This is a genomic window from Bartonella sp. WD12.1, from assembly GCF_002022415.1.
Lineage (GTDB): Bacteria > Pseudomonadota > Alphaproteobacteria > Rhizobiales > Rhizobiaceae > Bartonella.
In genome coordinates, this window is the sequence record NZ_MUBG01000001.1 from 1,091,600 (window position 1) to 1,116,441 (window position 24,842).

General features: G+C 35.3%; 21 protein-coding genes and 1 tRNA gene. 7 read left to right on the top strand and 15 right to left on the bottom strand.

Annotated features, from left to right (window positions below; all coding sequences use genetic code 11):
* Positions 1-24: 24 nt before the first annotated feature.
* Positions 25-576 carry an N-acetyltransferase gene (locus BWD121_RS04835; protein WP_078663609.1) on the bottom strand — a complete coding sequence of 184 codons (552 nt, stop codon included), beginning with the start codon at positions 574-576 and terminating at the stop codon, positions 25-27.
* 257 nt (positions 577-833) lie between these two features.
* Between BWD121_RS04835 and BWD121_RS04840 the strand changes: the two genes are divergently transcribed.
* Positions 834-1,730 (top strand): metallophosphoesterase, encoded by an 897-nt coding sequence (locus BWD121_RS04840; protein ID WP_197684866.1) that lies wholly within the window; start codon positions 834-836, stop codon positions 1,728-1,730.
* Between the two features lie 285 nt (positions 1,731-2,015).
* Here BWD121_RS04840 and BWD121_RS04845 read toward each other — a convergent pair whose 3' ends face one another.
* Positions 2,016-2,924 carry a cation diffusion facilitator family transporter gene (locus BWD121_RS04845; RefSeq protein ID WP_078664075.1) on the bottom strand — a complete coding sequence of 303 codons (909 nt, stop codon included), beginning with the start codon at positions 2,922-2,924 and terminating at the stop codon, positions 2,016-2,018.
* 866 nt (positions 2,925-3,790) lie between these two features.
* Here BWD121_RS04845 and BWD121_RS04850 point away from each other — a divergent pair.
* Positions 3,791-4,606, top strand: a complete 816-nt coding sequence (locus tag BWD121_RS04850; RefSeq protein ID WP_078663611.1) for an RNA methyltransferase — start codon at positions 3,791-3,793, stop codon at positions 4,604-4,606.
* Between the two features lie 50 nt (positions 4,607-4,656).
* On the opposite strand, the gene mnmA is transcribed toward BWD121_RS04850, so the two are convergent.
* Positions 4,657-5,886: a tRNA 2-thiouridine(34) synthase MnmA gene (mnmA, locus tag BWD121_RS04855; RefSeq protein WP_078663612.1), complete on the bottom strand. Its 1,230-nt coding sequence runs from the start codon at positions 5,884-5,886 to the stop codon at positions 4,657-4,659.
* A gap of 358 nt (positions 5,887-6,244) precedes the next feature.
* On the opposite strand from mnmA, the gene BWD121_RS04860 reads away from it, so the two are divergent.
* A complete protein-coding gene (locus BWD121_RS04860) occupies positions 6,245-6,520 on the top strand; it encodes a DUF1153 domain-containing protein (RefSeq protein WP_078663613.1) in 276 nt (91 codons plus the stop codon).
* Between the two features lie 162 nt (positions 6,521-6,682).
* Here BWD121_RS04860 and BWD121_RS04865 read toward each other — a convergent pair whose 3' ends face one another.
* Positions 6,683-7,033, bottom strand: coding sequence for a flagellar export protein FliJ (locus tag BWD121_RS04865; RefSeq protein WP_078663614.1), 351 nt, complete (start codon positions 7,031-7,033; stop codon positions 6,683-6,685).
* A 583-nt stretch (positions 7,034-7,616) separates the two neighbouring features.
* On the opposite strand from BWD121_RS04865, the gene BWD121_RS04870 reads away from it, so the two are divergent.
* Complete coding sequence (locus BWD121_RS04870; RefSeq protein WP_010704078.1) at positions 7,617-8,318, top strand: response regulator transcription factor; 702 nt, start codon at positions 7,617-7,619, stop codon at positions 8,316-8,318.
* A 179-nt stretch (positions 8,319-8,497) separates the two neighbouring features.
* On the opposite strand, the gene BWD121_RS04875 is transcribed toward BWD121_RS04870, so the two are convergent.
* Positions 8,498-9,136 carry a histidine phosphotransferase family protein gene (locus BWD121_RS04875; protein WP_078663615.1) on the bottom strand — a complete coding sequence of 213 codons (639 nt, stop codon included), beginning with the start codon at positions 9,134-9,136 and terminating at the stop codon, positions 8,498-8,500.
* 209 nt (positions 9,137-9,345) lie between these two features.
* Here BWD121_RS04875 and BWD121_RS04880 point away from each other — a divergent pair, with 209 nt between their 5' ends.
* Entirely contained in the window at positions 9,346-9,939 is a 594-nt protein-coding gene (locus BWD121_RS04880; RefSeq protein WP_078663616.1) for an EipA family protein, read from the top strand.
* A gap of 400 nt (positions 9,940-10,339) precedes the next feature.
* Entirely contained in the window at positions 10,340-10,588 is a 249-nt protein-coding gene (locus BWD121_RS04885; protein ID WP_078663617.1) for a hypothetical protein, read from the top strand.
* A gap of 923 nt (positions 10,589-11,511) precedes the next feature.
* Here BWD121_RS04885 and BWD121_RS04890 read toward each other — a convergent pair.
* Both BWD121_RS04890 and BWD121_RS04895 read right to left on the bottom strand, forming a co-directional pair.
* Positions 11,512-12,630, bottom strand: a complete 1,119-nt coding sequence (locus tag BWD121_RS04890; protein ID WP_078663618.1) for a DegT/DnrJ/EryC1/StrS aminotransferase family protein — start codon at positions 12,628-12,630, stop codon at positions 11,512-11,514.
* 48 nt (positions 12,631-12,678) lie between these two features.
* A complete protein-coding gene (locus tag BWD121_RS04895; protein WP_078663619.1) occupies positions 12,679-13,635 on the bottom strand; it encodes a Gfo/Idh/MocA family oxidoreductase in 957 nt (318 codons plus the stop codon).
* Positions 13,636-13,803: 168 nt separating this feature from the next.
* On the opposite strand from BWD121_RS04895, the gene BWD121_RS04900 reads away from it, so the two are divergent.
* A tRNA-Met gene (locus BWD121_RS04900) sits at positions 13,804-13,880 on the top strand.
* 286 nt (positions 13,881-14,166) lie between these two features.
* Here the strand turns inward: BWD121_RS04900 and BWD121_RS04905 are convergent.
* The 8 genes from BWD121_RS04905 to xseA form a co-directional block, all read right to left on the bottom strand.
* A complete protein-coding gene (locus BWD121_RS04905) occupies positions 14,167-14,931 on the bottom strand; it encodes an ABC transporter ATP-binding protein (RefSeq protein WP_078663620.1) in 765 nt (254 codons plus the stop codon).
* Positions 14,918-15,802 (bottom strand): ABC transporter ATP-binding protein, encoded by an 885-nt coding sequence (locus tag BWD121_RS04910; RefSeq protein ID WP_078663621.1) that lies wholly within the window; start codon positions 15,800-15,802, stop codon positions 14,918-14,920. The genes BWD121_RS04905 and BWD121_RS04910 overlap by 14 nt, the downstream gene beginning before the upstream one ends.
* Complete coding sequence (locus tag BWD121_RS04915) at positions 15,795-16,724, bottom strand: ABC transporter permease (RefSeq protein ID WP_078663622.1); 930 nt, start codon at positions 16,722-16,724, stop codon at positions 15,795-15,797. The genes BWD121_RS04910 and BWD121_RS04915 overlap by 8 nt, the downstream gene beginning before the upstream one ends.
* Position 16,725: 1 nt before the next feature.
* A complete protein-coding gene (locus tag BWD121_RS04920) occupies positions 16,726-17,799 on the bottom strand; it encodes an ABC transporter permease (RefSeq protein WP_078663623.1) in 1,074 nt (357 codons plus the stop codon).
* Between the two features lie 114 nt (positions 17,800-17,913).
* A complete protein-coding gene (locus tag BWD121_RS04925) occupies positions 17,914-19,515 on the bottom strand; it encodes an ABC transporter substrate-binding protein (RefSeq protein WP_078663624.1) in 1,602 nt (533 codons plus the stop codon).
* Positions 19,516-19,918: 403 nt separating this feature from the next.
* Positions 19,919-21,544, bottom strand: coding sequence for an ABC transporter substrate-binding protein (locus BWD121_RS04930; RefSeq protein ID WP_078663625.1), 1,626 nt, complete (start codon positions 21,542-21,544; stop codon positions 19,919-19,921).
* 833 nt (positions 21,545-22,377) lie between these two features.
* Positions 22,378-23,004 carry a DNA-3-methyladenine glycosylase I gene (locus BWD121_RS04935; RefSeq protein ID WP_078663626.1) on the bottom strand — a complete coding sequence of 209 codons (627 nt, stop codon included), beginning with the start codon at positions 23,002-23,004 and terminating at the stop codon, positions 22,378-22,380.
* Positions 22,982-24,397, bottom strand: coding sequence for an exodeoxyribonuclease VII large subunit (gene xseA / locus BWD121_RS04940; RefSeq protein ID WP_078663627.1), 1,416 nt, complete (start codon positions 24,395-24,397; stop codon positions 22,982-22,984). The genes BWD121_RS04935 and xseA overlap by 23 nt, the downstream gene beginning before the upstream one ends.
* Between the last annotated feature and the right edge of the window lie 445 nt (positions 24,398-24,842).

A 24,842-nucleotide genomic window follows, 5' to 3' on the forward strand; every position in this document is an offset into this window, starting at 1 on the left:
TCTCTTTTACGAAAAGAATGTATATTAACTACATGAACGATAACGTACTTTACCATGTGCTGTTTTTAACGCATCTTCTTGCAATTCTAAGACTAATAATCGTTGGGGGTTTACTGGCGCAGGCATTTGTATTTGCCCATGTTGTACATTTTTAAAATTGAAACGGCCATAATAATCTTTATCCCCAATCAAAATGACCAAAGGAATATTACAATTTTCCGCCGCTTGTAATGCCATACGTACTAACTTGCTTCCTACACCAACATTTTTATGGTCAGGCCGAACAACGAGAGGACCTAGCAGACAAGCAGTTTGTATACCAATGTATATAGGAGTCATCCTCACAGAACCAATAACATAGTCTCCCAAACAAGCAACAAAAGAGAGTTGACGATCATGCTCACCATCTTCTCGCAGTAAATAACTTGCACGTACAAAACGACCAGGACCAAAAACTATTTGATTGATTTGTTTGATTTGAACATCATGATCAATTGTTTCAAGCCAATAACTTATCGCACTGTCAGTTGCAGAAAAAGGAGCGCAAGATTGAGAAGTAGACGATAAGTTTATCATAGATCGTTCCTAAAAAATTAATATGCAAATAAAAATCAATTATTTCAGTTTAAAAAGTTTTGATTCATTATCACTATTTTTTCACACATTACCCACCCCATTTGAAAAACCTTGCTTTTAGCACTCTTTTCTAACACCGTAAATGCTTGCAAAGTTTTCTTAAAACTTTCTAGCAAGCTGCTCTTATCCTATACTCCTCTACCGCTCCTAACAATAAACCGGCTTATTTTTCTATTGCCTAAATTGTTTTCAGCATTATGCTAATATTTATGTTTTATCTTGCCCATATATCGGATGTGCACCTTTCACCTCTCCCACAACCTTCTTTATCTGAGCTTTTTGGGAAGCGTCTTACTGGCTATTTCAATTGGCAAAAAAAACGCAAAAACCAAATGACAGCAAGTGTTTTAGACACTTTAATGCATGCACTGAAAAAGGAAAAACCTGATCACCTTGTAATTTCTGGCGATCTCGTCAACCTTTCTCTAGATAAAGAATTTGAACAAGCATTCCATTGGTTGCGTGCACAAGGCCATCCTGAAAATATTTCTTTAACGCTCGGTAATCATGATGCTTATGTTCGCGGAGCATTTCAAAAAGCTTGTACCGCCTTTCAACCTTGGATCACAGGTGATCTTCCTCAAAATAATGCTTTTCCTTATATGCGCGTTCGCGATAATGTGGCTATTATCAGTGCTTCTTCGGCCATCGCTACACCACTTTTCCAAGCTGCCGGCTATTTTGATAAAATGCAAGCACAGATTTTATCCCAACTTTTAAATGAATCTGCAACGCGCAATCTTTTTCGTACCGTAATGATACATCACCCTCCTTTTCATAATGCTACTTCTTGGTATAAAAAATTATGGGGTATAGAAAAATTTCTAGACGTTATAAAACACCACGGGTGTGAACTTATTCTCCATGGCCATACCCATTTACCTACATTAAACTTCATTGAAGGAAAAATGAAAAAAGTTCCTATTGTCGGTGTTTCTTCCGCATCACAAGCCTTTGGAAGTAAGAAGCCACCTGCCAGTTTCAACTTGTTTGCTATTGAGCGCTCTCATCAGCAATGGCATTGTCAATTACAACGTCATAGTATTATTAATCAAAACAATGAAATAATGTGTACTGAAAAAATTGATCTTTAGTATTTTAAAAACTACTAACCCAAAAATATCCTGTGTCTCATACTTCTTAAAACAATATTATAATCACTACAAAACTCAGAGTTACCGATATAATTAACTATGATACCATTATCAATTATAATGCCTCATATTTTACCGATGCATTACTTTCATATAACATCTCACTATCACAGAAAATCCCCTGCGAGAATAAATATCTACAATAATCCATGATTGCTATTTCTATAGCTGTACAAAATTCGATTATGCATTGCGCATAGAAAAAACAAATAAAAAAGAAATTTCTCACAAAAAAGGAATAGTCATCGTACCAGGAGGAAACTTGGCTTCATTTTCAGGTTCTATATGAATAGTAATACGGGCATTTTTAAATTCAACTCTAATTGCTTCTTCAACTTTATTACAAATCTGATGCGCTTCTCCCACCTGCATCGCAGTTGGTACAACTAAATGAAACTCTATAAAAGTAACCCTACCAGCAATACGCGTGCGTAAATCATGTATTTCAATGGCACCACACGCATTTGCTAAAATAAGATCATTAATCCGCATGGTTTCGTTTAATTTAACTCCAACATCCATTAATCCTTGAACAGAATTATGGATCACTTTCCAACCCTGCACAAGAATATGAATAGCAACCATTATTGCCAAAATTGGATCTAAAATAGTCCATCCACTTACGAAAGCAGCAATAAGTCCTACTAAAATGCCAAAGGAAGTTAAAACATCCATCATTACATGTGCTCCATCAGCTTTAAGAGCTGGTGAATGATGAATTTTTCCTTGTCGAATAAGAATCAAACCCCAAAAATAATTTATGATACAGACTGCAAGATTAATACCAATCCATATTCCAGGCTGCTGCGGTAATTCAGCAGTCGAAAGAGCTAACCACGCTTTTCTTAAAATCATAATTGCTGCAATGATGATCAATACACCTTCAAAAATAGCAGAAAAATATTCTGCCTTATGATGCCCAAAAGGATGATTTTGATCAGCTGGCTTTAGACTTATTTTAACAGCCCACCATGTCGCTAATGCAGCAATTATATTAACAATTGATTCCAAAGCATCAGAATAAAGTGCAACCGAACCGGTAATCTGATAAGCCCAATATTTCAAAGCAAAAACGATACAAGCCACTAAAACAGACCATAGTGTCAATCTTTGTATCTTTATCTTTGTACTCATAACCACACACCATTCTCTATTAAATGAGGCACAATATTTTGAGCAGCATACCTATAAACATTATTGATATGCCTTTACACCATTCCTCAATATCAGATAGCTTTAAAATAAAACAATTATCGTGGGCCTACTGTTCGTGCAAAAATTGCCACACCACAAATCATACTATTATAATCAACTGTAACGACTCGAATTTCTCCCATAAAAAGGAGAGATAGTTCTTAAGACGATACCAGATGTATCAACCCAGCTGTTATAATTGCTTATTGAACAGACTGAACATTCTTGTTGCCTTATAATTGAGAAAAAATTTTTTTAAACATATTTTATACTTACATATTTCTTATGACCATTTTCATTCAGCATAGCTGTTACTGTATAAAATACAAAAAAGCCAGTTAATATTATTGTTGTGATTTTATTCCCAAATGCATCAAAACTTATAGTTGTTATAAATAATTCTACTTAAAGAAAAACCATAAAATGGACAGAATATTCATCACAAAATTTTTATTTTGTGGTCTATAGCGTGCAATTCAAAAAATTATTTTTAGCCATCGAAAAAAGCATTCTTATAAATACCATTCCCATAAAAAAGAATCTGGGCATTGGGGACCCAGATTCTTTTCCCCTAGAAAGGGATTACAGTCTTAGGAAATAGCGGGGACCTAAGACACTGTACCCGAATAAAACACTGTTATGTATTGCACTCGGTAATTGTGTTTTATACCTATGGTTGTATAATGTCAACATATATTCTACTTTAAATTTAAAAATAATACATCTTTTTTGTCTCCCCATTCAATCACGAAGACACAGCATTCACTACGCTGGTGATTTAGAAAAAATAATGTTAGAAGCTCTATATGACTTTGAATATCACCACAATCCACGAAACTGATGACCCACGCTTGAAAGCTTATCGTAATATTCATGAAAAAGATCTCGTTGGACGACAACATCAATTTATTGCTGAAGGCAAAGTAGTATTGTCAGCATTACTGCATTCAAAAGATTTTTCTGCCTCGTCATTGCTTATTGTAGCAGCACGCCTTCTTGGAATTATGCCTATTTTAAAAGCAACAAAACCAACCTGTCCTATTTATTGTGTTCCGCAAAAAGTCATGGACAATATTGCTGGTTTTCATGTTCATCGTGGTATGCTTGGTATCGGTGAACGTAAAACTTTACCCTCATTACAAGATTTTTTAAAAAATCTTCCAGAAAAAACCTTGGTGCCAGTTTTATGCGGTATTTCTAATCATGATAATATGGGTGCCATTTTTCGCAATGCAGCTGCTTTTGCCTGCCATGGTATTATTGTTGATAAAACTTCATGCGATCCGCTATATCGAAAAGCAATTAGAGTTTCTGTTGGTGCTGCTCTAAAAATACCTTATACACAAGGCACTGATATTGATAGCATTATTGAAGCTTTAAATGATGCGGACTTTCATCTTTATGCCCTTTCCCCTTCTGCTCCACGCTATCTCAAAGAAGCAAAATCAACAAAACGCACTGCAATTATTTTGGGAGCGGAAGGTGATGGTTTGCCAGCTCATATTCTACAAAAATCAGAGACTTTACGCATTCCTATGGCTTATGGTTTTGATAGCCTCAATGTTGCTACCGCATCAGGTATTGCATTAGCACATTTTGCTGACTTTGATAAACTCAACTAAAAGTGAAAAATATTTTAAACTGTAAATACGCATTTTATTAGCTTACTATTTTATTTGCACGCAATAGCTTCTTTAATCTGAGGAAAAGTAATAGTTTTTGTTTCTAAATTATGCAAAACTTGTTTTAACATTGCCTCAGCACCTGCAGAACGTTCTGAATGTGTAATAAACCCGCCCCCCAGAACACGCGCCTCATTACTATTCTCACTATAAAAAACACAGGCCTGCCCAGGAGCAACCCCACTCTCGCTTTCTAATAAATCAACAGAAAAGACACTATTTTGATAATGTAAACGAGCTGGGCGTGGAGGACGCGTTGAACGAATTTTGACGACTACATCAATACCATTAGAAGGAAAATTGTCCAATTGCTCATCACCAAGCCAATTTACATCACGCAAAAAAAGTTTATGCGTTTCTAACATCTCACGCGGACCAACAATAACGCGCGCATTTTCCGCGTCGAGATAAACTACATAAAGCGCTTCACCAGTTGCAATCCCAATACCGCGACGTTGCCCAACAGTATAATTAATAATTCCTGAATGTTCGCCCAGAATTTGCCCATTGATATGCATAATAATTCCAGGATTTGTAGATTCTGGGCGCAATTTTGTGATAACATCAGAATATTTTCCTTGTGGAACAAAGCAAATGTCTTGGCTATCATGCTTATCGGCAACAACAAAACCCATTTCTGCTGCTATTTCACGAACACGTGCTTTTGGAAGATCTCCAAGTGGAAAACGCAAATAATCAATTTGCTCTTGCGTTGTGGCAAAAAGGAAATAACTCTGATCACGCTCAGCATCAAGAGGACGAAACAATGCTCGGTGCACACCACAAGAACGACTACGAATATAATGACCTGTTGCCAAAGCATCTGCACCTAATTCACGTGCAGTTGCCAATAAATCAGAAAATTTAACAGTTTGATTGCAAGCCACACATGGAACAGGTGTTTCTCCATGTGTATAGCTTTCTGTAAAAGGATCAATTACAGCTTCGCGAAATCGCTCTTCATAATCAAGAACATAATGAGGTATCTTCAATGTTTCTGCTACACGACGTGCATCTTCAATATCTTGTCCCGCACAACACGACCCCACACGATGCGTTGCAATACCATGATCATAAAGTTGCAAGGTAATTCCAACCACATCATAACCTTCTTTTTTTAAGAGGCCCGCCACAACAGACGAATCAACGCCTCCAGACATTGCAACAACAATACGAGAGTTTTCGGGCTGTCCTGGCAAATCAAGGCTATTTAAAGACATATGCTCATTCTCTACTTAAAATATGCGCTAGTAAATGGATTGTTTTCATATATATACACACTATCCATTATCTCTTTATATTGTTTTTTTATCCTTCCTACAACTAATAGTATCAGATTTTTAAAGAAGTGATGCAAAATGCAAAGAGACAGATAAAAAACAAAGAAAACAGCTTTTTTTCATTTTTTTTTAATAAAAAACTTTATCGAGAATGTCATAATGTACTGTTTTATTTATCTTTTATCTGTCCCTTTGTATTTGAACCGATTTTATTAATTTTTTTTCAACGTGTTTAGTTCTTTTTTAAAGCTCACGCTTTACAAGCATCTTAGGTCCTTGAACAAAAGTAGAGAATACAATGACCGATTTGATAAAAACACAAATAAAATATGTGATTGGCCCGGATGGTAGTCCACTTACAATTACCGACCTGCCACCACCAACAACAAAGCGTTGGGTTATCCGCCGTAAAGCTGAAGTTGTTGCTGCTGTCAGAGGTGGATTGTTAAGTCTTGATGAGGCGTGTCAACGCTATACTTTGACTGTAGAAGAATTTCTCTCATGGCAAAGTTCGATTGATGAACACGGCTTAGCTGGATTACGGACAACAAGAATCCAACAATACAGGCATTAATTGCCATTGATAGTGATGGATTTTCAGGCCTTATACTTAAAAATAGCCAGATTTTAAAAATCTGGCTATTTTCTATTATGATCCACAAACTAAAAATTTATATCTAATCTACAGTTTGTATCATTCAATCATAGAGTGCGAAACCTTACAAAAACATGGTCACTACTCACCTACTGCTCTTTTATTTTCTCGCACTTCAAGAACTTGTATACGTTGCAATTCTGTTTCAACTTCATGTAAAGTAATTTCAGCATTTGCTTTTTGAAGCTGTAAATCACGAATTGAATCTGTTAAATTATTGTGCCGTTTGCGTGCTGCACGAGCAACAGTCGAATAAGCAAAATGATGAATGTCATTATTTCCAGATTTACGTTCTTCACTGGCAATTTGTGCCTCTAACTCTAGCACCATTTGTTCAAATTCTTTGATCATTATTTCAAGCTGTGCAATTTCACGACGCTTCTCACGTACTTGAAACATTTTTAATCTTATCATATTCTGCTGCGACTTCATACTCATTACTCCTTGATTGCGCTAACAAAGAACGCACATTTCCCCTCTGACACAGATTTCTAGCACCACCCTTTCAACAAAAAAAGTAAACCATTCTTTTTTAGTCGAAAAATAACTCTTTTCTGTCTTCTTTAAAACACTTAATAAACACAATGTATTTACAAAGCATCAACTACTTATTCATTTTTCATTCCTATTATAGAATCAAAGAAACTTAAAACACAATAAATAAACTTCATAATTTTGAACAAAAAAATAATTATAAATAATCTATTATAAGATTTATTTTAAGTAAAAAATTAACAAAATAAGTAACTAATTTTTCTATTTAATTAAGAAAAGTAAGATTCTTTCTAAAATATTTTATTAACCTCTTCCAAAAATGAAAATATTTTGTTAACCACTATCTCAGATAGTGGGGAGAAAATAGTGGTGATTGTTACGCGTACCACTGCATTGTTTACAAACACTTTTAACAGTTAAGTGTTTGATTTTGTTGTTTTTTATCAATGGTGGGTTCTACCAATTGTATAAATGAAGAGCTCCTCTTGATTCGGAAGGAGCAAAGTGAGGAATTTTTAAAATGCGCGTATTATTAATTGAAGACGATAAAACAACCTCTCAAAGCATTGAATTAATGCTAAAATCAGGAAATTTTAATGTATACATTACTGATTTAGGTGAAGAAGGCGTCGATTTAGGTAAGCTTTATGATTATGATATTATTTTGCTTGATTTAAATTTACCTGATATGTCAGGTTATGATGTTTTGCGGACTTTACGATTAGCAAAAATAAAAACCCCCGTTCTTATTCTTTCGGGTATGAGCAGCATTGAAGATAAAGTGCGTGGTTTTGGTTTTGGTGCTGACGATTATATGACTAAGCCTTTTCATAAAGAAGAGCTAATTGCGCGTATTCACGCTGTCGTGCGTCGTTCTAAAGGGCATGCACAATCAGTTATTGTCACAGGTGATCTTACTGTCAATCTTGACAATAAAACAGTTGAGATTGCGGGTCGTCCCGTTCATTTGACTGGCAAAGAATATCAGATGCTAGAGCTTCTTTCCCTACGCAAAGGAACCACACTCACCAAAGAAATGTTTCTCAATCATCTTTATGGTGGGATGGATGAACCAGAGCTTAAAATTATTGATGTCTTCATCTGCAAGTTGCGTAAAAAATTGGATGCTGTATCATCGGGAGTTAATTATATTGATACAGTTTGGGGACGCGGCTATGTATTACGTGATCCATCTGAAGAAAATATACGCAAAACCGCTTAAATAATAAAATGCATAAGTGCGGTTTTGGAATGTTAAGTGTGAAGTTTTATTTCTTAAATAAAGGTTTTACACAATGATTTCTTTTATACAAAAATGCTTGTGGGTTAGTTAAGAAAGGCTAAAGTCATTCTATTAACCCACAGGATTAGGGTATTTTTAGTATAGTATAAACAATCTATTTAAAGCTTCTTTGTGCTTTCCAAAATAATATGACTATCAGTTTCATGTATATTTAGTGTCATAGCTGTTAGCTCAGCCAGTAATACTGTATAGTAAAATTGAATTGCGTGAGCATCAATTGTTTCTTCCAATACTTTTTTATTGTATAATTCAATAAAACGAGGGGGAATACGTAAAATTTGGCCGCAAATTTCAAATCGGAAAGAGCGTGTATTTATATCTTGTACAATCGTCACAACTATCTCGCCACCACGGGAAATGGTTGTATTTGCAATTAATAATAAATTCAGCAAAAGCTTAACTTCATTTTTTGGTAAAAGTAAATCAGAAGCTTGCCATTTCAAAGTTGCCTTTTCTTCTGCCATATACTGTTGAGCAACTTGCTCAGCAAAACGAGTATCTACCTGACTATCTACTGATCCTGAAGCACCAAAAGCTAATCGGAAAAATTGTAAGCATGCAGAAGCTTTTGAAACAGATGAACGTACCAATTGCAAAGCATCTTCTTCAACGCCTCCTTCATCATAAAGCTCCATCGCATTTTGAATGGCACCAATAGGTGAAATTAAATCATGGCAAATACGGCTACAAAGCAGCGCAGTAAGATCGGCAAACTTCAAAGAAACAGTTGATGTCATAATTTATTGATAACTCCCGAACTTAAAAATTTAAAACTCATTTTATGCTAGAACTTTTAACATTCAGTGCATATATGAAAATTAATAACTACATTAAAAAAATTTTGTGAGACAACTTTAAGGATTTAAACAGTTTTATGCCTTATTTTCTATTTAAATTGAATAAAAACTTTAACATCCTTTTATATGACAACTAAAAAGAAAATCCCATGACTCTCTCTTTTTTATCACGCTGGACTACAAATATTGTACTTTTGATAGCTCTTTTATTTGTAACGGTAGGTTCTGCAAACGCTGAACTTCAACCAATGGAAAAAAACAAATATTATTCAATGCAAGAAATTATCGGTTCTGGCCATAATTTTTTTGGACAAACTACAAATAATCTAGCAACTGCAATTGAAAATATTTTTTCGCGATACGGTCTTCCAAATGCTTATATTTTAGGAGAAGAAGCTTCTGGTGCTTTTTTTGCTGGGTTAACTTATGGTGAAGGGCAAATCTTTACCAAAAATTATGGTCAGCATAAAGTCTTTTGGCAAGGGCCATCTGTAGGGTGGGACTTTGGCGGTCAAGGCTCTCGTTTAATGATTCTAATTTATGATCTCAATGATATAAACAATTTATGGGGACGTTATGGCGGTATTTCAGGTTCAGCCTATTTAGTTGCGGGAGTCGGTTTTCATGCTCTTAAACGTAATAATACTTTATTGATTCCAATACGTACGGGGGTTGGTGCACGTCTTGGCATTAATATGGGATATTTAAAGTTAACACCCATGCCAACATGGAACCCATTTTAAACAATGTCTTATTGAAAGTAAGAAATGATGCGAATTAACCAATTCTTCTTTTATTTTTAGCGTTTCTATTTTCTGGGTTTAAGAGGATGTGTTGTTCTTTTTATTTGGCAAAATACTCTTTGCCTCATACATCAATTTGTTTCTATAACAGTTCCGTTATCACTTAATGCAATACAAGAAAGCTCTGATTTTTTATGCTCAAGTATGCTATAAAACTGATATACAATGACAAAAATACAATTTTTCAAAGATAAAATTCGATTCAATCAAGCAAAAAGCAATTTTTCCGATTGTTTCTACCTATATAATAGGCTCTATATCCCCTTAAACAAGAGCTAAATCATATAAAAACAAGCAACATATTCTTTGTGATAAATCTCTTATAACGGAAACTAACGCTATGCGTAAAAAAATAGAAGATTTTCAACAACGCTTATTAAAAATTCAAATCGATGACCTTAACAGTGATTCTAGCAATCAACTGCTCAATGAGCTGCGTAAAGAAACAAAAGAATTAGCTGCTACATTAGCTGCCCAAATAGCCTTAAAAGAAGGTGAAGATTCACCCATCAATACATTGATCAAAAACTCCAACAGTAAAAGTGATCTTGCATCTTGTATTCGCCAAAAAATAATCCGTACTACATAAATATTTTCTACATAACTGTCTTAATATTAGCTAACGTTTATACATTAAGAAGTTACTGAAGCGGTTAAATGGTGGTTGCAATTTTCTTCTTATGTTTAAAATTATACACCTTTTAACGATAAAACCCCCAGCATAAAAAACTGCCTAAATTATAATCTTTAAAAGCTTTTATAAGCGATCTAAATTACTATAAATCTTTAGACATCTTTTGTCGCAATTACTAATAACACATAAAATGTCGAAAAATTTCTTATATATCTCTTAACCATAACCGGTTCATGTTATATTTTATTTGTTTCGCGATCGTTTTTGGAAAATGCAATCATTATCTTATTTAAGCATTTACAGTAATCTTATAATATCAACTACTTATAATCACTAAATAATTTAAACTCTAATTTCTATATTAGGATAAAAACCCTTATTATGATTATAGTGACAATTGAATTATAAACCACAACATTCATTTGGAATAATTTTGAAATTTTGTCTCTTCTTGCTTTTTATATTGATCTATAAAGCACTGCTTACTCAATTGGCAATTATCTTATCTTTTTTTAAAGCCATTATTGATATTTTTCATGATGAAAAAACATTATAACGCTTATAATATTTTTAGCTTACATATTATCAGCTTGTTATTTAAATTTTGTTTTTCAATCTACCCGTTTATTAAAAGCCGTTTATATGGTTGCTAACAAAGATAAAGATTATATCAATCAATGACCTCACTATTATAAGTATTCTCATCGTATTTTGAGAATAAAAATATACTTCTCTCTATGAGAACCTTGTTGATGAGACATGTATAATTTAAAATTCATTTGATAAAATCACAGCGTAAAAAATTCTCTTCAAAAATGATGCATTCAAAAAATGAAAAGAATATAACAGGTTAGTCTTTTAAAAGTGCAAATATTCTCTTAAGAATGATAAAAATTTCTTATGTGTTGAATAATTACATCCTGATCACTTTGCGATAAATAAGGATGCATAGGCAAGCTTAAAACACAATCTGCTAAAGATTCAGAAACAGAAAGAGAATTCTTCACGTAGGGAAAGTGTTTATAAGCTGGTTGTAAATGCAATGGAGTATTATAATAAACCATTGTAGGAATGCTGTTTTTTTGTAAATACATCTTTAATTGATCGCGATTTTTCACCTTAATAGTATATTGCGCATAAGCACAACGAATATCTCTTCCTACTTCTGGAACTGTTACAATATCTTTTAAACCATTAGAATAACGCTGAGCAATTGCCACACGCTTTTCCATCTCGTCTTCAATGATTACAAGTTTTTCTAATAAAATTGCAGCTTGAATTGTATCCAACCGTGAATTTAAACCAATACGAACATTATCATATTGTGTTTTACCTTTACCATGAAACAAAATCGAACGTAAAAGCGCTGCGAGACCATCATCATTGGTCATCATAGCACCTCCGTCACCATAACACCCTAGTGGTTTTGCTGGATAAAAGCTTGTTGCTGCAACATCACCAAAAGCCCCGCACATAACATTCCCTACTTTACCACCTATCGCTTGAGCAGTATCTTCAATAACAAAAAGATTTTCTCTCTCAGCTATTGCAGAAATTTTTGTATAATCAGCAGGCAGTCCAAACAAATCGACCGAAATAATTGCTTTTGGCTTGAACTGTCCCTCCTTCTTTATCATTTTGATTGCTTCACCAAGTTTATTAACGTCAATATTAAACGTATCTGGCAAAACATCCACAAAAACAGGTTTTGCTCCTACTAAAGCAACTACCTCAGCTGTTGCAGAAAACGTAAAGCTTGGGCAAAAAACAGCATCACCTGGACCAATATTCTTAGCCATGAGGGGCATCATTAATGCATCAGTTCCATTAGCACATGCAACCACATGTTTAACGCCAAGATAATCCGCCAATCGTTCTTCAAACTCTGTTACTTGCGGCCCTAAAACATACTGACCACTGGCTACCACACGCGCAATTGCGGCATTAATTTTTTCTTCAATGCGTGCGCGCTGCGCCCCAAGGTCGATAAATTGCATATTAACTCCATTGATAATTATAAGAATATGAAAGTACTATTTATTTTTTCATCTCCGATGATCGATATTAGCGGCGATTAAAGTTCGTAAAACAGCAAGAGCATCGTCGCCATTTGTACGAGGTACTTGACGCGTTTCAATACAATGAAGAAAATGCTGCAACTCATAAGTAAGTGGTAAACCCTCACAAATATCAATATAATTTAATTCATCAGAATGAAAAGCCCACTCTTTATTTTCCTGCCAAACAGAAAAGCGGCAAAATGCTAATTTACGGTTCCATGGTTCCATATCATCAAATACAAGCATAGCTTTTGTACCAACGACTGTTAAACGTCTTTCACGATAAGGACTAAGACGTGAAGTAAAAAGATAGCTGCGTATACCATTTGGAAACGCCATATGAATATGTGCAAAATCAGAAAGTTGGTCAATCACTGCAGCACCTTCTCCGCGAACTTCAGAAGGTTCACATCCCGTCAAAGCTAAAATCATTGAAAGATCATGAGGAGCAAGATCCCATAAAGCATCACTTTGCATATGAAATTTTCCAAAACCTAATCGGTGAGAATAAATATAACGCACATCTCCCAATTCTTTATTCACCACTAATTCACATATTTTTTCAAAAGCAGGATGAAAACGTAAAACATGGCCTACCATAAAAATCCGCCCATATTCATTAGCCATATGAACTTGGCGCTCAGCATCAGCCATATTTAAAGCAATTGGTTTTTCAACCAAAACATCTTTACCATTTTTTAGAGCACGTAGTGCATTGTCTGTATGAAATTGCGGAGGGAGTGCTAACACAATCGCATCGATATCCCCATGAGTAAAAAGATCATCAGGCGCTATAGCTTTAACGTTATGCGCGTTTGCAAAACTCATAGCCCGATTAGAATTAATATCAGAAACTGCTGCTAAAGCTCCAAGACTTTGGAGTGTTCGTATATGATTTCCACCCCAATAACCGCATCCTAAAACCGCTACACGTGGTGTCATTTTTACACCTTATTTGCCTAACTCTATGAAAATTATATTTCCATTCATTCCATATCGGGGATGAAATAGAATGACAAGAGAAAAGCTTAAAAACGATGCTTGACATCTTACTATTCTACCTCTTATATCCGCCAAAGGTAAAATTGTTTTGTAATATCTTTCTGTTTTGGCGGAGTAGCTCAGTAGGTTAGAGCAGAGGAATCATAATCCTTGTGTCGGGGGTTCGAATCCCTCCTCCGCTACCAGCGCTTTTTTATAGCACTTTTAAAAGGAATTCTGCACCATTGGTTTTTGAAGAATTCTATTAGATAATTATAAACAACTTTTTAGAGAAGAATAATAGTAAAACCTCTAAATCAACAAGCAATCATATTACTAAAATTTTAGGCATCAAGCTCATATTTATGATAATATTTTTAATAAAGGCAAAAAAATCGAAAGATAAAGAAAATTTCTCATTTTAGCCCAAGAAATCCAAAATAAAGAAAACCTCTTCCATTTTTGTAAAACTAATTATGTTTTTCTTCTTTATTAAGAAATTGGCTTAGTACTCGCTTTAAGAAACATTTTTGTATAATCATGTTGTGCACGCAAATGACGCAAATTACTATTACTTAACTCTTCCAAAATAACTCCTTGATGCATAATTCCAATACGCTCACATATATGCGCAACAACAGGAAGATCATGGGATACCATCAAGTAGGTTAATTGTTTTTCTCCTCGTAATGATTTCAATAAATTCAAAATTTCAGCCTGTACAGATACATCCAGTGCAGATGTTGGTTCATCTAGCAACAAAACTTCTGGCTCAATAATCAAAGCACGTGCAAGAGCAATACGCTGACGCTGCCCTCCTGATAACTCGTGCGGATAACGATAAAGAAATGAAGAATCTAAACCGACAGAATGCAAAACATCGTGCACTCTTTCTTTTTGATTATCCATGCCATGGATCGTAAGAGACTCCGAAAGAACCGTATGCACCATTTTCCTTGGATGAAGCGAAGCATAAGGATCCTGAAAGACCATTTGAATACGGCGTAAAAAAGTTTTGCTTTTTTTCTTTAATACTTCCTGTCCATCAAAGGTAAAATGCCCCCTATAATCGGGAATAAGCCCAACTAATGCATTCAAAATGGTTGATTTTCCGCATCCTGATTCACCAATCAAACCATAAGATTCACCACGCTTAATATGAAAATTGACTTCCTTAACAACCTTTACCGCCTTGTGCCCACGTCCAAAGGTTACAGACAAATCAAAAACCTCAATAATATTTTTACAATTGGTCATGGTAAGTTCCTTCAACGCCATTAACAATTGTTGGACCATGTAACCAATCAGGATTCCGCTCAGGGACAAATAAAACGCCAACCGGTTTATCAAGCCGTGGTAAACTTTGTAAAAGAGCCTTAGTATAGGGATGACATGCACGAGATAAATCACGTGCAGGCAACTCTTCCAATATACGACCGGCATACATCACTAAAACACGATCACAAAAATCAGCAATCAGATTTAAATCATGACTAATGAAAATAAGTCCCGCCCCAGACTTTGTTACAAGTTCATCCAATATTGCTAAAACCTGACATCTCACAGTGACATCAAGTGCAGATGTTGGCTCATCTGCAATAATCAAATCAGGTTTAGGGATAAGCATCATAGCGATCATAACACGCTGTCCCATTCCACCTGATATTTCATGAGGAAACAACCGCATAATACGTTCAGGATCGCGAATATGAACAGATTCCAACACAGAAATTGTTCTTTCCCATGCCTCTGTTTTTGAAACACGATAATGAATACGGTAAGCCTCCATGATCTGCTTCCCAATTCGCATCAATGGATTAAGTGAATATTTGGGATCTTGTAAAATCATCGAAATACGCTTTCCCCGAATAGAGCGCATCTGATGCTCACTGGCAGCCAATAAATCTATATCATTGAAGCACATTTTTTGAGCTTTGATAATTGCTGATCTTGAATTTAATTTTAAAATCGCACGCCCAGTTGTCGATTTTCCCGATCCAGATTCTCCAACAATTCCAATTTTCTCTTCTCCTACAGCAAAACTAACGCCACGTACAACTTCTAAAATTCCACGCGTTGTAGGAAATGAAATGTGTAAATCTTTTATCTCTAATAATTTTTTATCCATTGCGCGGATCCAATATATCACGAAGTCCATCACCTAAAAGATTGAAGGCAAGACTTGTAAGCAATATCGCACAACCTGGTACTGCTGCCAACCACCAACTTGTCATCATAAATTCACGACCAGTCGAAAGCATAACGCCCCATTCAGGAGTTGGTGGTTGAGCACCCAACCCCAAAAAACCAAGACCAGCAGCTGTTAAAATAATTGCAGACATATTTAACGTTAACCGTACAATCACTGAAGGAATACACATTGGTGCTATATGGAATAAAATAATTCGCCACACTGATGCACCTTGTAGAAAAACTGCTGCAACATAATCAGATGAACGTATGGTTAAAGTTTCTGCGCGCGCTAAACGTGCTATTGGTGGCCACGCTGCCATTGAAATTGCAATTGCTGCATTTTCAATACCTGGCCCTAAAGCCGCCGAAAAAGCAAGTGCTAAAATCAAACTTGGGAAAGCAAGAAAAATATCTACAATACGCATTAAAACCGTATCAACCCACCCCCCCATATAGCCAGATATAGTGCCTACAATCAGCCCTATTGGACCTACAATAATTGTCGTTAAAAAAACAATATAAAGGGTAATACGTGCACCAAAAATTAATCGACTAAAAATATCACGGCCCAACTCATCAGTCCCAAAATAATGTAGCATAGATGGTGGTTGCAATCGATGAGTAAGATCATTGCTAACAATATCATAGGTAGCAATCCAAGGCGCAAAAATCGCGCACAAAAGAATAACAAGGATAATAGCTAATCCCAATACAGCTGAAAAATTACGAAAAAAAATAGTCAATGAATAATAAAATCTTTGTATATTTGCCTGGATTGTTGACTGCGGAACAGATTCATTCAACCAACGACTCAAAGAAAATGACGACCGCGGATTATTATGATTACTTATTGTCATATCAACGTGTCCTTGGATCAAAAAGCTGATAAAGAAAATCAGAAAGTAAATTAATAGCGACAGAAAAACATCCTATAAGTAGCGTACAACCTACAACTGCGTTCATATCTCCTGCAAAAAGCGCATTAGTTAAATAACGTCCGAAACCAGGCCAAGCAAAAACTGTTTCTGTCAACACAGCGCCTTCCAACAAAAACGCATAAGAAAGGCCAACAACAGTAATAATCTGAACAGCAGAATTACGAAAAGCATGGCCCCAAACTGTTCGAGCCCATGACAATCCTTTAACACGTGCTGTAAGAATATATTCCTGATTAAGCTGTTCAATCATAAACCCACGAGTCATACGGCTAATATAAGCCATAGCACCAAAAGCTAGAATTAAAGCAGGCATAATAATGTGACTAAAAACGTTGCCAAAAACTTCCCACTGACCCTGCATAGCAGAATCCCAAAGAAATAAACCTGTTTTGGGTTCAAAAGAATATTCATAAAGAAAATCAATACGCCCTGGCCCACCAATCCAACCAAGTTTAGCGTAAAATACTAATAACGCCATCAATCCAAGCCAAAAAGCTGGTGTCGAATAACTTATCAATGTAAAAACACGAACGAAATAATCAATAAATGAATTACGATACATTGCTGCAAAGACCCCTAAAGGAATACCCAAACTTGTGCCAATAATAACAGCAACCGTTGCAAGCTCTAACGTTGCAGGAAATACACGTAAAATATCTTCCAAAACAGGACGCCCAGAAGTCAAAGCGTCCCCCAAATCGAACAGAAAAATATTTTGAAGATAACTCCAATATTGTACAATCAATGGCTGATCGAGACCTAATTTATAAAACATTGTATCATAAGCTTCCTGACTAACATTATCACCCAGGATAGCAATGACAGGGTCTAAAGGTAAAAGACGACCAATAAAAAAAGTGATTGTCACTAAACCAAATAATGTAATTAATATCGAAATTAACAGCTTAAATGACCTAAAGAAAAAAGGCCATACATGCAGATTTCTCTGCTTTTGTGTTAATGCCACATCAGCTTTTGAATCCGATAAAACCATTATGGTAATTCCCCACACATTTATAAAACCTATGCTTTGCGATCTTTTCTAGCCATATAAAAATACATCGCACTCGCACACTCATATGACTCTTATTCGTAACAGAATTGCAACTTACTTTTCTGCTTCACTATAGCGAATTTCAAAACTATTCCAAAACCATTTTTTGACCTTAGGCCCCATACCAATGATATAATAGGTCTGAAATAAATAAGCCATAGGACCATGATAAAGAATATAATGCTGCAAATTGCGATATTGTTCAAAGCGTTTATTTTGATCTTTCTCAGATAAAGCATCCATCATCATTTTATTAACCTTTACATCATAATAGCCAGCCCGCCAAGCCAAATACATGTTGTGCTTTTGAGTAAATGTTGGATCAGGATTAAAAACATGACGTATCGAAGATAAATGCCCATCGGGAATTGTTGTATGCCACCCCATTATAGCAATGTCATAATTTCCTCCACGAACGCGGCTTAACAATTGAGTTTGTGTCATTTTTTCAATTGTAAGGTCAATCCCGATTTTGCGCGCATTTTCCTGGATAGACTGTGCAACAGATGACATATAGGAAAGACTACCAATTAAAAGATTGGCTTTAAATCCATCTGGATAACCTGCTTCACTTATTAATTGTTTTGCCTTTTTTAAATCCAATTCAAATGGCATTCCTTCTTTTTCATCCAAAGCGCCTGGCATACCTAACGGCATATAACTTGCACGAGGAATTGCAATACCTTTCAAAACTGTTTTACCAAGATTGTCATAATCAACAAGATAACGCAGCGCCAATCTTACTTTTTCATGAGCCAAAATTTCTCTTTTATTATTCAACGATAGATAAACAGATTGTGGCCGCAAAATACGATTAATCTTGATAGGCCCTCCTTGTTTTTCAATGTCTAAAACATCTTCTGAAGAAAGGTCACGTGCTATATCCACATCACCCTTTTCTAAAAGTAATCTCTGGCTTGTTGATTCAGCCACATGAAGTACCAAAATTTGTTTAATTTTTGGCTCTTCTCCCCAATAATGTTGGGTAGCTTGTAAAACAACCCGCTCCCCGGGGAGCCAACTAACCAATTTATAAGGACCAACACAAGCCGAATGAGTAGCTAAATACTTATTCCCCATATCACCATTAACACTATTTATTTCAAGTGTTTTCCGATCAAGCAAAGCAGCAGTATAAGTTTGCCCAATTGTAGCCAATATAAGATGAACAGGATAAGGCTTATCAAAGTTTAACTGTAAAGTTGTATCATCAAGAGCTTGAATATTGGTTTCAACATTTTCTTTAGTAAATCCAAAATCTCCCAAAGATTGAGAAAAACCCAGATTTAATTTAATGATTCGCTGCATTGACCAAGAAAGATCTTTCGCAGTTGCCACCCTTCCATCATCAAATTTTAAATCATCACGAAGATGGAAAACAATTCTTTTTCCATTATCTAAAACATCCCAAGACCGAGCCATAGCAGGACGAATTTTTGTAGAATCATGTTTATCAAACTGGACCAAAGAACTACAAATATTACTCAATAATTCACTTGTTACAATTTCAACAGATTGAGCAGGATCAAAATTACTGATTGAATCAATGTTCCATGCCATTACTAATGTATTTTTAGGCGGCATACTCAGCGCTACTGGCATTAAACTACTAAAAAAAACGATTAATCCTAATAAAGCACCAAAACTCTTTAGCATTACTTTTAATTCCCTTTCATCCCCCTTTTTTACAGTGTTTTACTGTTTCCAAATAAAGTTATTACGATTTCTTTATTAGCTTTTTTTCTTACAAAACATTTATGTGTACGTACTCTCACTCTACTCTATTTATCCAACTTAAACTCAAAAATGCTCTTAGTCTCTTTTCACATATTTAAAGCTATAAATTACCCATAATATATGAGCAAGTGTACCAAGCAATATTACTTACTACGTGTTGTTAATATTGATCAAATACACATAATTTGAACTTTTATGAATGAGCTACCCCTTACAGTTTTGTAGTATAAATCACTAAAAGTCATTTTTATGCAAGGGGCTATTGCTCATTACTAATCTTATAACTATTCACCCTTTATATTTCTATTTGTCTAAAATACGCTTATTTTTCAATTGAACTATAGAAAACACGTGGCGCACTATTCCAAACCCATTTTTTAATAACAGGTGAAACAGCTATAGTATTATACTTTTGAAACAGAAAAGCATAAGGCCCTTTTTGCATAAGTTCACGCTGCAAATCAGCATATCGTTGTGCTCGTTTTTCTAAATCCTTTTCAAATAGAGCGTCTTCAACTTGCTGATTCATATTTGCATCAAAATATCCTTGTTGCCAACTAGGATAAGCCGTATTTTTAGCCTCAAAACGATTGTCGGGATTATAAACAATGCGCAAAGCCATCGTATGAGGATCTGCAGACTCATTAACCCATCCTAAAAAGGCTGTATCAAAAGCACGTGCAGAAACTTTTGAAAACAATTGTGCACCCGCTACACGTTCAATTTTAAGGTGCACACCCACCTTTTCTGCATTATCTTGAATAGACTGAATAATCGGTAAAGTATAAGGAGCCCCTCCCACAATGACATGTGCCTCAAACCCATTTGGATAACCTGCATCGACTAAAAGCTGTTTAGCTTTTTGAAGATCAAGCTTGAAAGGCAATCCTTCTTTTTCATCCAAAGCACCAAAAACACCTATAGGTATAAAACTAGAACGTGGAATACCAATACCTTTCAAAACTGTTTTACCAAGATTGTCATAATCAATAAGATAGCGCATGGCCAAACGCACTTTTTCATTAGCAAAAATAGGGTTTGTCATATTAAAACCCCAATACATCATAGCTGGCTGTAATATTCTTTCAATCCTGATATCTGTTGTTTTTTCAAGATCTTCCAAAGCCTCAGGCGTTAAGTCACGTGCTACATCAACATCGTTTTTTTGCAATAATAAGCGTTGCGTACCAGATTCAGAAACATGGCGAATTAAAACTTGTTTAAGCTTAGGTGCTTTCCCCCAATAATTGGAATGAGAACGTAGTAAAATAGCTTCTCCAGGGCGCCAACTGACCAACTGATAGGGCCCAACACAAGCCGCATGAGTTGCTAAATAGCGGTTTCCCATATCATTATTTTTTTCGTGTTTCATAATCGTTTCACGATCGAGCAACATAGCAACACGATTAGCAGCAATATTATTAAGAATAAGCTCCGCTGGATAAGGCTTATCAAATTTCATTACCACAGTTTGCTCATCCGGCGCGTAAATAGCAGAATCAACCGTTTGCGCTGTAATACCATATTCATTAAGTGTTGCCGCATTAGCCATATTCAACTGAATAACACGCTTCATGCTCCAAACAAGATCACCAGCACTGGCAGGTCGACCATCAGCAAACTTTAAATTATCACGCAAATGAAAAGTAATCACCGTGTTATGATCATCACTTGTAACATTCCAACTCTTTGCTAAATGTGGAACCATTTTGGTTGCATCACTTGGATCAGTATCAACCAAACTATCACAAATATTATGAATAATTTCACTGCTATAAGAATCGTTGACTTGAGCAGGATCAAATGCATTAATCGCATCAAGATTCCAAGCCATCACGACTGTATCAGCAGGTGTTTTTGCTGACACTTGTTGCAACAACATACCTACAGCCATAAGAGCAGAAACAAAAGAACAGCTCCCTTTTAACATCTTCTTTTTTATATTCATAGATCTTTCCCTTAAACTCTTATTTTATAAGTTAACTATTTTAGTTGAATTAGTAAAAGTTTATATCAAATAAATATAATGCGAACATTCTTTTAGACGATCATTTCCTTCTTTATGCACTGAATTTATTTTTCAATTACATTTAAAAACATACAGCCGTACTACTTTAACTCATTCTTTAATAATACAACGATTTTGATATTGTGATTTTAAAACGGACTATAAAAGTATGCTCTATGAATTCACACTTAAAAAATAAATATCTTGTTTTTTCTATTCTTGTAAATTCTTCTCAAACAATACTTTAATTTCAACTTAAACTGGTTATCATGGTTATCGACAATACGTGAAATTATTATATAAAATTTGCAAAGCAATTTCTCTCACATCACGGACCTTTATCAAAAGCACATGCGTAAGCTTCTAAAAATAATCATATTATTAAATACATTTAATTTTAAAAGCGCATGTCTACTTCTGTTGTGTTAGCTTGAAATAAAATTGGGTAATCAGTAAAATACAAAAAAATATTCTTGCATACTATTTTACCTTTAAGTATACCCAAACAACTTGCTCCAATGTTTCAATTTGCTTTATATTTTTAGCAGTTAAACGCTGGATTTTGATTTAAAATAGAGAAGATGAAATCTGTTAAGCTTAAAGTATTTTCCACTTAATAAGCGCACAATAAAATTGCCATTTAAAGCGTCAATATATCAATAATCAATCTCTATATAATGCATGTACCTTTTTTCTAGATACGTATTTTAGTTTGTCATGATCGTTTATAATTAAGAAACAAATAAGGTTAGCTAAAATAAATCTTCGCAGATTCACCGACAAAAACACCCTTCAAGATGATCATTAACTATGCCTACTGCCTGCATAAAAGCATAACAAGTAGTGGGACCAACAAATGTCCAACCACGTTTTTTCAAATCTGTAGAAAGACGAATAGAAGCGGCTGTTACAGGATTGTCCTGCCACATTTGAAAATCTACCTTTTTAGGACGCTCAGACAGCGGTGGTTGAAAAGACCAAAAATAGTGGGATAAACTGCTCTGTTCTGCTATAATTTCTTGTGCCCTAAAAGCATTATTAACCACCGATCGGATTTTCCCATGATGGCGAACAATACCCTTATCTTGCATTAACATTTTAATTTTGGCTTCATCATAATGAACGATCTTTTCAAAATCAAAGTTATCAAAAGCACTGCGAAAATTGGAAATTTTTTTTAAAATTGTTAACCAAGAAAGCCCCGCCTGAAAACCTTCAAGACAGATTTTTTCAAATAAACGCAGATCATCAAAAACTGGTTTTCCCCATTCATGATCATGATAAGCGCAATAAAGCGGATCAGTTCCTGCCCAAAAACAACGAACTTTTCCATCCACCCCCATCAAAAGTCCTTCATTGAGTACAGAATCTACCGCATCAGAAGAGTGTTCCTTGATCATTTTTTTGCTGTTTTATCCGTTTGTTTTTTGAAGCACGATTAAGTGTTGAAACGCTAACTTCACCATCAAAAAAACGTAAATTCATCTGACCTGTTTTAGGCAATTGCACTAATCGTTTAACCGGCTTATTATCTTGACCTAATGCCAAAACAAAACCCCGTTCTAAAATATTCTGGTAAGAAGTGCTTTTTAAAAGCCTAAATGCCATCTCTGCCTGAGCACGTTGTTTTTCAACATTGCGTGAGAAAGCACGACGAAGATGTATCGTATATCCTTTTACATTATATCGTGCTTTCTCACTATTTAGCAAACGCGGAGAAAACCGAACATTAAGAGCACTAAAATAAAAAAGTTTTTTCTCGTAGCTTATACAAAGAGCCCGTTGCAACCGGCTTGAAATTTCATCAAAACCACGACGTGGCAAAGCGAGTAATTGATCAGCAGTAAGTAAACCTCGTGAAACAGCACGCAATTTTTGTTGATGAAAACTAAAATAACGTGTCAATCCCGCACGAAGACGTGCACCAAATGACGCTAATTGTACTTCAAGATCAACTTTAACAGGAACAGCTCTTTCTGCTGCTCCCGTAGGGGTTGGTGCCCGCCAATCAGCAGCATAATCAATTAAAGTCCAGTCTGTTTCATGCCCAACTGCAGAAATAACAGGAATAGTCGATGCATGAACAGCACGAACCACCGCTTCATCATTAAAACCCCATAAATCTTCTAAACTCCCTCCCCCGCGTGCTACAATAATAAGATCAGGCTTAAATAAAACACCACCTAAAGGTAGGGCGTTAAACCCCTCAATAGCACAAGCTACTTCTCGACCACTCGTTTCTCCCTGAACTCTTACAGGCCAAACTAAAATATGCAAAGGAAAACGATCTGATATACGATGAATAATATCGTGAATAACAGCTCCCGTCGGTGATGTCACAACCCCTATAATTTGAGGCATATAAGGCAGTGGCTTCTTTTTTGCTTCATCAAACAAGCCTTCACCTGCAAGCTTTTTCTTACGATTTTCTAAAAGTGTCATTAAAGCACCAACCCCTGTTGGCTCAAGAGCATCAATGACTATTTGATATTTTGATGAACCTGGATAAGTAGTAAGTTTGCCGACAGCGATCACTTCCATCCCTTCTTCAGGAGGAAATTTAAGCTTTTCCATTACGCTTCGCCAAATAACAGCCTCTAACCGAGCTTTATCATCTTTTAAGGCAAAATACGCATGACCTGAAGCATGAACACCACGATAACCAGATATCTCCCCCCGTACCCGTATATAAGCAAATTTGTCCTCAATAATGCGCTTTAAAGCACCTGATATTTCAGAAACACTAAATTCTGCTACATTTGTTGCCACCGGTTTTGGACTAAATAAATCCATCGTATTTTTCAACTCTCTTAACCTTAAAAACACTCAACTCAAACTGTAACATAAATACATCTTTATGAAGATGAATAGTATCTCTATAAAGCGGAATCTCTTGAAACATATTCTATGCACAACATATTAACGCTTCCACAACAACATTGTATTGAGAAATGCTCACCATCATCCAAGAGGTGAAAATTATTGGTAATAATTACCAATAATGCCTGATGAAATCTAAAAATTAAATAACATCAAGCAAACAATGAGAAATTCCTATGAAAATATTACAACAATTGCCAATTAAACATGAAAGCAGTTCAAAAAAACAGCTCAAATGTTACACAAGTATTTAAGGATGTAAAATTTGAGAGCAAAACCTAAAAAACAAAGAGCAAAATAACGATAAAATCTGTCTTCCTCCCCCATTATGTGTATATCATTTACACTACATACATAG

Excerpts from the sequence above, each read along its gene's own strand:
- BWD121_RS04920 (WP_078663623.1), bottom strand. The coding sequence starts at position 17,799 with ATGGTTTTATCGGATTCAAAAGCTGATGTGGCATTAACACAAAAGCAG.
- BWD121_RS04840 (WP_197684866.1), top strand. The coding sequence starts at position 834 with ATGCTAATATTTATGTTTTATCTTGCCCATATATCGGATGTGCACCTT.
- BWD121_RS04935 (WP_078663626.1), bottom strand. The coding sequence starts at position 23,004 with ATGATCAAGGAACACTCTTCTGATGCGGTAGATTCTGTACTCAATGAA.
- BWD121_RS04880 (WP_078663616.1), top strand. The coding sequence starts at position 9,346 with ATGACTCTCTCTTTTTTATCACGCTGGACTACAAATATTGTACTTTTG.
- BWD121_RS04925 (WP_078663624.1), bottom strand. The coding sequence starts at position 19,515 with ATGCTAAAGAGTTTTGGTGCTTTATTAGGATTAATCGTTTTTTTTAGT.
- BWD121_RS04835 (WP_078663609.1), bottom strand. The coding sequence starts at position 576 with ATGATAAACTTATCGTCTACTTCTCAATCTTGCGCTCCTTTTTCTGCA.
- BWD121_RS04865 (WP_078663614.1), bottom strand. The coding sequence starts at position 7,033 with ATGAAGTCGCAGCAGAATATGATAAGATTAAAAATGTTTCAAGTACGT.
- BWD121_RS04915 (WP_078663622.1), bottom strand. The coding sequence starts at position 16,724 with ATGACAATAAGTAATCATAATAATCCGCGGTCGTCATTTTCTTTGAGT.
- BWD121_RS04850 (WP_078663611.1), top strand. The coding sequence starts at position 3,791 with ATGACTTTGAATATCACCACAATCCACGAAACTGATGACCCACGCTTG.
- BWD121_RS04910 (WP_078663621.1), bottom strand. The coding sequence starts at position 15,802 with ATGGATAAAAAATTATTAGAGATAAAAGATTTACACATTTCATTTCCT.
- BWD121_RS04845 (WP_078664075.1), bottom strand. The coding sequence starts at position 2,924 with ATGAGTACAAAGATAAAGATACAAAGATTGACACTATGGTCTGTTTTA.
- BWD121_RS04905 (WP_078663620.1), bottom strand. The coding sequence starts at position 14,931 with ATGACCAATTGTAAAAATATTATTGAGGTTTTTGATTTGTCTGTAACC.
- BWD121_RS04860 (WP_078663613.1), top strand. The coding sequence starts at position 6,245 with ATGACCGATTTGATAAAAACACAAATAAAATATGTGATTGGCCCGGAT.
- BWD121_RS04890 (WP_078663618.1), bottom strand. The coding sequence starts at position 12,630 with ATGCAATTTATCGACCTTGGGGCGCAGCGCGCACGCATTGAAGAAAAA.
- BWD121_RS04930 (WP_078663625.1), bottom strand. The coding sequence starts at position 21,544 with ATGAATATAAAAAAGAAGATGTTAAAAGGGAGCTGTTCTTTTGTTTCT.
- xseA (WP_078663627.1), bottom strand. The coding sequence starts at position 24,397 with ATGGATTTATTTAGTCCAAAACCGGTGGCAACAAATGTAGCAGAATTT.
- mnmA (WP_078663612.1), bottom strand. The coding sequence starts at position 5,886 with ATGTCTTTAAATAGCCTTGATTTGCCAGGACAGCCCGAAAACTCTCGT.
- BWD121_RS04875 (WP_078663615.1), bottom strand. The coding sequence starts at position 9,136 with ATGACATCAACTGTTTCTTTGAAGTTTGCCGATCTTACTGCGCTGCTT.
- BWD121_RS04895 (WP_078663619.1), bottom strand. The coding sequence starts at position 13,635 with ATGACACCACGTGTAGCGGTTTTAGGATGCGGTTATTGGGGTGGAAAT.
- BWD121_RS04885 (WP_078663617.1), top strand. The coding sequence starts at position 10,340 with ATGCGTAAAAAAATAGAAGATTTTCAACAACGCTTATTAAAAATTCAA.
- BWD121_RS04870 (WP_010704078.1), top strand. The coding sequence starts at position 7,617 with ATGCGCGTATTATTAATTGAAGACGATAAAACAACCTCTCAAAGCATT.